The sequence below is a fragment of the Xanthobacter agilis genome, assembly GCF_021730435.1.
Lineage (GTDB): Bacteria > Pseudomonadota > Alphaproteobacteria > Rhizobiales > Xanthobacteraceae > Xanthobacter > Xanthobacter agilis.
The window spans coordinates 136,258-144,890 of the sequence record NZ_JABWGX010000011.1 but is presented as its reverse complement, the minus strand read 5'-3'; the positions used below and the strand labels follow the sequence as shown (position 1 = coordinate 144,890).

General features: G+C 67.3%; 9 protein-coding genes and 1 pseudogene. 3 read left to right on the top strand and 7 right to left on the bottom strand.

Going from position 1 to position 8,633, the window contains the following annotated elements; genetic code table 11:
- From HUW53_RS10260 to hcaE, 7 genes and pseudogenes are all read right to left on the bottom strand, one after another.
- Positions 1-123 (bottom strand): annotated as a pseudogene (locus HUW53_RS10260) (acetaldehyde dehydrogenase (acetylating)); the annotation flags it as partial.
- 64 nt (positions 124-187) lie between these two features.
- Positions 188-1,441, bottom strand: coding sequence for a 3-phenylpropionate/cinnamic acid dioxygenase ferredoxin--NAD(+) reductase subunit (gene hcaD, locus HUW53_RS10255; RefSeq protein ID WP_237345656.1), 1,254 nt, complete (start codon positions 1,439-1,441; stop codon positions 188-190).
- 10 nt (positions 1,442-1,451) lie between these two features.
- A complete protein-coding gene (locus HUW53_RS10250; protein ID WP_237345655.1) occupies positions 1,452-2,396 on the bottom strand; it encodes a 3-carboxyethylcatechol 2,3-dioxygenase in 945 nt (314 codons plus the stop codon).
- A gap of 59 nt (positions 2,397-2,455) precedes the next feature.
- Positions 2,456-3,268 (bottom strand): 3-phenylpropionate-dihydrodiol/cinnamic acid-dihydrodiol dehydrogenase, encoded by an 813-nt coding sequence (gene hcaB, locus HUW53_RS10245; protein WP_237345654.1) that lies wholly within the window; start codon positions 3,266-3,268, stop codon positions 2,456-2,458.
- Positions 3,268-3,588: a 3-phenylpropionate/cinnamic acid dioxygenase ferredoxin subunit gene (gene hcaC / locus HUW53_RS10240; protein ID WP_272904180.1), complete on the bottom strand. Its 321-nt coding sequence runs from the start codon at positions 3,586-3,588 to the stop codon at positions 3,268-3,270. The genes hcaB and hcaC overlap by 1 nt, the downstream gene beginning before the upstream one ends.
- A 3-nt stretch (positions 3,589-3,591) precedes the next feature.
- The gene (gene hcaF / locus HUW53_RS10235; RefSeq protein WP_237345652.1) at positions 3,592-4,149 is read right to left on the bottom strand and encodes a 3-phenylpropionate/cinnamic acid dioxygenase subunit beta; all 558 of its coding nucleotides are present in this window, start codon (positions 4,147-4,149) and stop codon (positions 3,592-3,594) included.
- Positions 4,142-5,506 (bottom strand): 3-phenylpropionate/cinnamic acid dioxygenase subunit alpha, encoded by a 1,365-nt coding sequence (gene hcaE, locus HUW53_RS10230; RefSeq protein ID WP_237345651.1) that lies wholly within the window; start codon positions 5,504-5,506, stop codon positions 4,142-4,144. Before hcaE ends, hcaF begins: the two co-directional genes overlap by 8 nt.
- A gap of 140 nt (positions 5,507-5,646) precedes the next feature.
- On the opposite strand from hcaE, the gene HUW53_RS10225 reads away from it, so the two are divergent.
- The 3 genes from HUW53_RS10225 to HUW53_RS10215 all read left to right on the top strand — a co-directional run bounded on the left by HUW53_RS10225 (position 5,647) and on the right by HUW53_RS10215 (position 8,380).
- On the top strand, positions 5,647-6,540 hold the full coding sequence (locus HUW53_RS10225; RefSeq protein ID WP_237345650.1) for a LysR substrate-binding domain-containing protein: 894 nt from the start codon (positions 5,647-5,649) through the stop codon (positions 6,538-6,540).
- A 101-nt stretch (positions 6,541-6,641) separates the two neighbouring features.
- A complete protein-coding gene (locus tag HUW53_RS10220) occupies positions 6,642-7,562 on the top strand; it encodes an alpha/beta fold hydrolase (protein WP_237345649.1) in 921 nt (306 codons plus the stop codon).
- 8 nt (positions 7,563-7,570) lie between these two features.
- Entirely contained in the window at positions 7,571-8,380 is an 810-nt protein-coding gene (locus HUW53_RS10215) for a 2-keto-4-pentenoate hydratase (RefSeq protein ID WP_237345648.1), read from the top strand.
- Positions 8,381-8,633 lie beyond the last annotated feature (253 nt).

The following is an 8,633-nucleotide window of genomic DNA, read 5'->3' as shown; positions in this document are numbered from 1 at the left end:
CGACCGCGGGTCGATCCCCACCATCGCACCCATCTCAAGGTGCCGCGCCGTCCGCAGGATCTTGATCATCAGGTCCGTCCCGATGTTCCCAGATCCAATAATCGCTGCCTTCATCTTGGGCATGTGGATCCTTCCTTGAGCCGTGGACCCGCTCGGTCCCGCTCCATTGTCGTGTTCCAGGGGGCGCTCAGAGCCGGCCATCGGCCACCTTGCGCAGATCGGTCTTGGGATTGGCGATGAGTGTCCGGTCGGTGATACGGTGGCCGGTGGCGATCATGGCGCGCGCCGGGCGCATCTCGCGGCCGTTGTCGACGGTGAATGCCCCCACCACCACGTCGTCCTTGAGGCCAAACACGGTCGCCTTCAGCGCGCCGGGCTCGCCCCGATGCAGCCATTCATCGGCCTCCTGGGCGCCGGCGACCTGGAAATTGTGGCCATATTGGTCGGTCCAGTACCACGGCACCTCGAAGGCGCAGGGCTCGCCCGTCACCATGGCGCGGCCGACGCCGGTGCCCTGGTTCTGGGCGTTGGCCCAGGTTTCGAACCGCAGGTGGGTGCCTCGCGCGGGGGTCCACTGGCGGGCGACATCGCCGGCGGCATAGATGTCGGGGTGGCTGGTGCGCCCGTATTCGTCCACCACGATGCCGTCTTCCACCCGCAGGCCGGCGGATATGGCAAGGTCCACGTTCAGCTCGACGCCGATGCCGTAGACCACGAGGTCGCCCACGAACTGCCGGCCATCGGCCGCCGACAGCGTGATCTCGCGGGTATTGGCCCGCGTGGCCTCGACCAGATCGGCGCCGAGGGCGAAGGTGACGCCCTTGTCCCGGTGGAGCGCGATCAGGGTCTCGACCATGGGCGCGGGGGCGCCGCGGGCCATCAGGCGCGCGCCGCGCTCGATCACCGTCACGTCGGCGCCCATGATGACGGCGCTGGCCGCCACTTCGAGCCCGATGACGCCGCCGCCCACCACCAGCACCCGGCGGCCAGGCCAGATGTGGCCGCGCAGGGCCTCGGCATCGTCCAGGGTGCGCAGGGTGAAGACCCCGCTGCCGAGCTGATCCAGCAGCGGATAGGCGCGCGCCCGCGCGCCGGTGGCCAGCAGGAGCTTGTCGAAGGCCAGGGTTTCGCCGGAGGCCAGCTCCAGCCGGCGTTCGTCGGCGTCGAAATGCACCGCGGCATCGCCGAAGCGGCATTCGATGCCTTTTTCGGCGTAAAAGCCTTCGGGATGGATAGAGACTTGGGCCGCCTGCGGTGTCACCAGCACCTCCTTGGAGAGGGGCGGGCGCTCATAGGGCAGGTGGGCTTCCGCGCCGACCAGCACGATGCGGCCGGAAAAGCCGGCCTCGCGCATGGCGGTGACCGCGGCGGCGGCGGCCTGGCCACCGCCCACCACCACATGCACCGGCGCGTGTCCTGAAGGATGGGGGAGGGCATTCATGGCCTGCCCCTCACGATGCGAGGCTGTCGGCGCTCACCATGCCCATGCCGGCGATCCAGGCGTCGATGGGATGGTAGTAGCGCGTCCGGGCCTGATAGGTTCCCGCCGCCTTGAGGCAGGCGAAGGCGGCGATCCAGGCGCGGATTTCCTGGCCGCCGCGTCCGCCCTGGGCGCGGATCTCCTCGTCGGTCATGGTCTGGAACCGGGTGAGGTCGCCGGTGACGAAGGTGTTGATGAGGCCGAGGTCCCAGTCGGGGTCGAGGGGCTGGGAGCTGCCCTGGCCTCGCGCCAGCAGGCGGCCGTTCTCCACCACCCGTTCCTGACGGGCGCGGCGCGCCTCCGGGCTTGGGTTGCGGCCGGCGATGAGGAATTCCTCCACCTCCGGCGGGACGCTGCCAAACTGCGGGGTCGGCGGATCATGGGACAGGCCGCCCGAGCCGACGACCAGGATGCGTTCGGGCCGTCCGGCCAGGAAGCGGCCGACGGCCTCGCCTAATTTCAGCGCCCGGCGGCAGGGTGGAAAGGGTTTGGCCGCGCCGTTGATGAAAATGGGAATGGTGGGATAGCGCGCGACCGATCCGGCCAGCAGCTCCAGGGGCTGGGTGAAGCCGTGGTCGGCCTGCATGCGGTAGGAATAGGCGATGTCCACGTCTTCGGCCTGCACCGCCTTTACGAGGTCGAGGGCCAGCGCCTCGGGCACGTTGAGCGGGCCCTCGCCGATGTCCCAGTCGCCCGCGCACTTGGCGCGAAGGCCGATGCAGAAGGGGGGCATCAGGTCGTAGAAGAAGCCGTTGAAGTGATCGGGTGCGAACAGCACGATCAGTTCGGGATCATAGGCGGCCACCTCTTGCGCCAGCTCGGCGAAGGCGCCGCGCGCGGCGGCCTCCACCTCGGGCGCCGGATGGATGAAATCCATCATCGGGCTGTGCGACACGCAGATGAGCTTGATGGACATGGCGCAGGGTTCCTCCCCTTATTGGTCTCGCCGCTCCGCGCGGGGCGGCTGTTTTGGCTTCAGAGGTTCAAGCCTCCGGCCACGTGGCGGATGCCGCGGATACCGAGCCCGCAATCGGCATTGATCATCACGCCGGACAGGGTGCGGTTGTCGCCGCGCGCGGCGAGCAGCACGTATGGACCGGTGAAGTCCTTGGGTTCGGGAAAGAATTGCAGCGGCAGGATGGCGCGGATGGCGTCCGGCGACCGCGAGTCCATGATCCGCGTGTCCTGCTGGCCGAGGGCCTGCGGCCCGCGCAGGTCGCTCGCCATGCCGCTCGGCGCGACCGCGTTCACCCGCACCTTCGGGGCGAGCTCGTAGGCGAGCTGGCGCACCAGCCCCACCGCCGCGTGCTTCGAGGCGGTATAGAGCGGCCCGCCGCCGCCGGGATAGAAGGCCGAGTTCGACAGCGTGAAAATGAGGCTGCCCTCGGATTTCACCAGGGCCGGGGCCGCCGCCTTGGCACCCAGCAGGTAGCCCTTCACATTGATGGCGAACAGCTCGTCGAAGGCGTCGGGCAGGCGCTCGGAGGGAATGTCCAGAAGGCTCGCGCCGTGGTCCCACACCGCCGCATTGCCGATGAAGCAGTCGAGCCGGCCGAACCGGGCCACGGTCTCGCCGACGGCGGTGTCGTTGTCGGCCATGGAGCGGACGTCGCCGGTGACGGCGACCACCTGTTGGGGGAAGTCGGCGGCGAGCTGCGCCACCTTCTCCGCCGAGCGCTCCAGCACGCCCACGCGGGCGCCCTCCGCGATGAAGCGCTCCACCAGGGCCCGGCCGAGGCCGGAGCCGCCGCCGGTGATGAGGGCCACCTGCCCCTCCAGCGCGCCCATCAGGCGCCGCCCTGCGGCATGAGCACATAGATGTCGTTGCCCTCCACCTCAACCGCGAAGGTGGCGAGGTCGATGGTGGCGGGCTGGGTGAGGGCCTTGCCGGTCTTCAGGCAGAAGCGGGCGGTGTGCACCGGGCATTCCACCGTGCAGTCGTCCTCCAGATAGCCTTCGGCCATGGAGGCATTGCCGTGGGTGCACAGGTCCGCCAGGGCATAGAATGCACCGTCCAGGTTGAAGACGGCGATGGCGGGGGACGTGTCCACCCGGCGCGCTTCGCCGGGTGGCAGGTCCGCAAGTGAGCAGACGTGAACTTTTTCCATGGATCACAACAGGATGCTGATGTTCGCCGCGGTCAGGGTGAACGCGTCGAGTTCAAGGTGGCGGCCAAACAGAGCCCATCCGCCGGCGGTGTCCGCGCGGCGCAGCCGATCGCGGCGGGTGCCGATGAAGGTGTGGTGGTCGCGGGCCTTGGCGGCGCGGTGGACCATGTAGTTGCAGGCGAGTTCCAGCTCGTTTCCAACCACCGAGAGGATGCGCACATTGGAGACGAAATGGCGGGTGCGCGAGGCCGGTTCCTCCGACCAGGCAATGCCCGTTTCAAGACGCGCGATGCGCCGCTCGAGCTGGTATTTGTCCTCGTTGAAAATAGAGGTGGTGGGCGGCTGCAGGCCGCGCCTGCGGTCGCGCACCTGGGCCAGGGTGTTGGTGTCGAGGACGTAGGAGATGTCCTCCGCCAGCAGGTCCAGCCATTCGCGGAACCGGCGCTCGTCGAGCAGCGCAGCTTCCAGATACAGGAACTGCTCCACCTCGTGCTGCAGTTCGGGCGTGACCTTGCCGACGGGTTCGCCGAGGGGCGCGATGCGGGCGACAGCCTCAAGCATTGACGACCTCCTTCTGGAACGAGCTGGTGAGGGCCTCGATCTCGTCCCAGCTTTCGGCGGTCATCATGTCCGCCCAGCGCTGGTAGAAGCCGCGCGCGGCGGTTTCGGCGAAGGTGTAATTGGTGATGCCGGGAATGCCGTCGGTGCGGCGCTCCTCCATGCCGAGGCCCATCTGCACGCAAAAATCCGTTTTCTGGGCCATGTGGCCGCGCAGAACCTTCTGCACCTCCACCCAATTCTCGGAATCATCCTGCTCCAGGAAGCCGGCCGGGCCGAAGGCGCGGGCGTGGCTTTTCTTCAGGGCCTCCTTCACCTCGTCGGGGGCGGCCTTGTCGGCGATGCAGAAGGCCCACACCTCGATCTGGTTCGGCCCGCGCGGGTGCCACACGCGCAACGTCTGGGTGCCGTTCAGCCAGGACAGGGTCGGGAACATGGTGTTGTGCCCGGCAAGCCGCAGGGCGCGTACCCGGCCGAGGCGCTTTTCCGCCTCCGGATAGGTGTCGCGGAAGTAATTGGAGACGGCGCCGCCGACCCAGACATTGGCGTCGGCCTTCTCCGTGAAGAAGAACGCGCTGCCATGGCCGTTGCCCGCGAACTGCACGCCGCCGAGGCCATTGGCCCAGGCTGGCTTGGCCGTCTGGCCCTCACCGAGGGGGGAGCCGTCCGGCTTGTTGGTGGGCACGGGCTGCAGCACCTGCACCGCCGAGCCGTGGGTATAGGGCGCGTGATACTGATCGGAGCAGAATTGTTCCGCCGCGAATTTCCAATTGCACTCGATGACCCACTTGTGGACGCCGCCGACGATTTCGGTTCCACCTTCGCGGCGGTCCAGGAAGCCGTCGAGATACCAGGCCATGTCACCGAGATAGTCTTCGAGGCTCGGCGCGTTCTCGTCCCAATTGCCGAAGATCAGGCCTTTGTAGGTGGCGAGGCGCGGCACCTTGCGCATGCCCCATTTCGACTTGTCGAGCCGGTTGCGATAGGCCTCCTCCTCCAGCGGCACGGAGGTCAGGGCGCCGTCCAGGCCGTAGGCCCAGCCGTGATAGGGGCAGGTCAGCGCGCGGGTGTTGCCCTCGTCCGCATGGCACAGCTTCATGCCGCGATGCCGGCACTGGTTGAGGAAGGCCGACACCGAGCCGTCCTTCTGCCGCACCACGATCACCGGGTCTTCGCCCATGAAGGTGGTGAAAAAGTCGCCGGCCTTTGGAATCATGCACTCATGGGCCAGAAACAGCCAGGAGCGCGCGAAAATCCGCTCCAGCTCCTGCTCGTAGATGGCCTGGTCGGTGTAGATCGCCGGTTTGAGGGTGCCGCGCTGCACGTCGATGAGACTGCGGACGCCGAGTTTATCGTCCATCTGCCGATCCTCCCCTTGTCGCTGCTTGGTTCGTTGGTCGGGACCAAGCCTTGATGCCGGGAACACTAAGCATCGACTTGGAATAAGGAGAAATATTTTCTTCCTTGCTGTTTCAGACGTTATGCGTCTAACTGAGAGGCATGGAGCTGAGACATCTTCGCTATTTCGTGGCGGTCGCCGAGGAGTTGAACTTCACCCGCGCGGCGGCCCGCCTGCGCACGGCGCAGCCTTCTTTCAGCCAGCAGATCCGTGATCTGGAGGAGGAGATCGGCACGCCGCTGCTCACCCGCACCAAGCGGCGGGTGGCGCTGACCGAGGCGGGGCGCGCGTTCCTGGACGAGGCGCGCCTGGTGCTCGCCCAGGCGCAGCGGGCGGTGGAGGTGGCGCGGCGCGCGGCGCGGATCGACGAACGCAAGCTCATCATCGGCTTCCTGCCGTCGGCGGAAGTGAAGATCTTCCCCTCCATGCTGACGGTGATGCGGGCGCGCTTTCCGGAACTCAACCTGGTGTTCCGTAGCCTCACCACGCTGGAGCAGCAGCGGGCCCTGTCGCAGCGGGAGATCGACGTGGGCTTCCTGCGCCTGCCGGTGGCCGATCCCGCCTTGCGCTTCGACGCGGTGCTGCGCGAGCGCCTGGTGGCGGTGATGCCGGCCGATCATCCGCTCGCGCGGGCCGAGGCGGTGGACATCGCCGATCTCGCGGCTTTCCCCTTCCTGCGCATCTCGCCGCACCATGCTGGTGGTCTGCACGACATCGTGGAAGGTTTTCTACGCGCCAGCCGGGTGGAGGTGACGCCGGTGCAGGACGTGGACAATGTGATGACCATGATGACCCTGGTGGGGCTTGGCGCCGGCTTCACGCTGCTGCCCGATTATGTGGAGCATCTCTTGTTCAGAAACGTCACCACGCGTCCGCTCACGGGCGCTCAGACCTTGGTGGATCTCGCCATGGTCTGGCATCAGGACAATGCCTCCCAGGAACTCGCGACGTTTCGCGGGCTGGTGGTGGAGGCCCTGAAATGGGATGCAAAATAAGACGCAAAAGGTCTTAGAATGGGATGGAATATGTATTGGCGCGGTGCCGGTGCTCTTCTCCATCTTCCCTCGGCTTCGAAAACACAGTCGAGGAATACGCCATGTCGGAAGCGGCCCAGGCCATCGCCCCCTCTTCACCCCCCGCGCATTCAGGCGCATCGACGCAGCCGGAGCTGCGTTCGCTCTGGTCCGCGATCGCCGGCGGTGATGTGCATCTGCATTATATTGATGCCAAGGGTGTGCGCACCCGCGTGCTGGAAGCCGGCGAAGGCCCGGTTCTGATCCTGCTGCATGGTGTCTCCGGCCACCTGGAGGCCTATCACCGCAACATTCTGCCCCATGCGGAACATTTCCGGGTGCTGGCGGTGGACATGCTGGGCCATGGCTTCACCGACAAGCCGGATCGCAATTACGAAATCTCCGATTATGTGGAGCACCTGCGCGATCTCATCGACGCGCTGGGCGTGGAGAAGGTGCATCTGTCCGGCGAATCCCTTGGCGGCTGGGTGGCGGCGCGGTTCGCCGCGACCTATCCCGAGCGCGTGGATCGGCTGGTGCTGAACACCGCCGGCGGCATGATCGCCGACCCCAAGGTGATGGAGCGCCTGAAGACGCTGAGCCTTGCCGCCGTGCGCTCGCCGGATCGCGAGGCGACCCGCAGGCGCCTCGAATTCCTCATGCTGGACCCGAGCATCGTCACCGAGGACCTGGTGGAGGCGCGCTTCGCCTGCTTCCGCCGGCCGGGCATGGTGGAGGCGATGGAGCGCATCATGTGCCTCCAGGACATGGATGTGCGCCAGCGCAACATGCTCACCGAAGAGGAGCTCGGCCGCATCACCGCCGAAACCCTGGTGCTGTGGACCACCCATGACCCGACCGCGTCCGTGGAGGTGGGCCGGCGCATGGCCAATCTGGTGAAGGGCAGCCGGTTTGTAGTCATGGAGAATTGCGGGCACTGGCCGCAATATGAAGATCCAGACACCTTCAACCGCATCCACATCGACTTTCTCCTGAACCGCTGAGCGCTGCCATGAGCGATGTGAATACTGGGGCGCCGGCCGCCGAGGCCGACGTTGCCGAGCGCCTGCGCCAGGCGGGCGAAAGCCGCGTGCCGTGCGCTCCGGTCGCCCCGTTGCTGTCGGCGGGCGATCTCGATGCCGCTTACCGGGTGCAGGAGATCGGCACCCGTCGGGCGCTGTCGGCGGGCCGCGTGCTGGTGGGCCGCAAGATCGGCCTCACCTCGAAGGCGGTGCAGAAGCAACTCGGGGTGGACCAGCCCGATTATGGCATGTTGTTCGACGACATGGCGGTGCCGGACGGGTGGGAGATCCCGTCCGGCCGGCTGATCCAGCCGAAGGTCGAGGCGGAGGTGGCGTTCGTGCTTGGGCGTGACCTTTGCGCGGAACGGCTGACCCTGGCCGATGTGCTCGGCGCCGTGGATTACGCGGTCGCCGCCATCGAGGTGGTGGATTCCCGCATCGCCGATTGGCGCATCGGCATCGTGGACACCATTGCCGACAATGCGTCGTCGGGCCTCTACGTGCTCGGAAACACCCCCCGCCGGCTGGACGGCCTCGATCTGCTGCTGGCCGGCATGGTGATGACCTGCCGGGGGAATCCGGTGTCGGTGGGGGTGGGGGCGGCCTGCCTTGGCCACCCGCTGAACGCGGTGTGGTGGCTGGCGCGCACCATGGCCCGCGCCGGGCGGCCCTTGCGCGCCGGGGACACCGTGCTGTCGGGCGCGCTCGGGCCCATGGTGGCCGTGACGGCGGGCGAGACCTATGAGGCGCAGGTGATGGGCCTCGGCATGGTGCGGGCGACGTTCGCGCCTGAGGCCTGATCCATGGCGGGCGGGGCCGCGCAGGAATGCGCCTCGCGCGTCGGGGGGCGCCTCCCCTCGCGGGGAGCGAATCGCTCTTGCGGAACAGGTGGCCTTGCGTCGTTCGGGTGGGGTTATGATCTGATGGAGGCAGGTTCAGGCCCCCCCTGGGTGCTGCCCCTTCCTCTCGCCCCTGGCGGCAGTTCCTGACCATTCCCGGTACGCAATACCTTGTCCACCGCTTACGGACCAGTGGAAGGGGGCCTCGGCGCGG

Bases quoted from the DNA above. Each gene is read 5' to 3' on its own strand.
- HUW53_RS10225 (WP_237345650.1), top strand. From the start codon at position 5,647: ATGGAGCTGAGACATCTTCGCTATTTCGTGGCGGTCGCCGAGGAGTTG.
- HUW53_RS10215 (WP_237345648.1), top strand. From the start codon at position 7,571: ATGAGCGATGTGAATACTGGGGCGCCGGCCGCCGAGGCCGACGTTGCC.
- hcaF (WP_237345652.1), bottom strand. From the start codon at position 4,149: ATGCTTGAGGCTGTCGCCCGCATCGCGCCCCTCGGCGAACCCGTCGGC.
- hcaB (WP_237345654.1), bottom strand. From the start codon at position 3,268: ATGGGCGCGCTGGAGGGGCAGGTGGCCCTCATCACCGGCGGCGGCTCC.
- hcaC (WP_272904180.1), bottom strand. From the start codon at position 3,588: ATGGAAAAAGTTCACGTCTGCTCACTTGCGGACCTGCCACCCGGCGAA.
- HUW53_RS10250 (WP_237345655.1), bottom strand. From the start codon at position 2,396: ATGTCCATCAAGCTCATCTGCGTGTCGCACAGCCCGATGATGGATTTC.
- HUW53_RS10220 (WP_237345649.1), top strand. From the start codon at position 6,642: ATGTCGGAAGCGGCCCAGGCCATCGCCCCCTCTTCACCCCCCGCGCAT.
- hcaE (WP_237345651.1), bottom strand. From the start codon at position 5,506: ATGGACGATAAACTCGGCGTCCGCAGTCTCATCGACGTGCAGCGCGGC.
- hcaD (WP_237345656.1), bottom strand. From the start codon at position 1,441: ATGAATGCCCTCCCCCATCCTTCAGGACACGCGCCGGTGCATGTGGTG.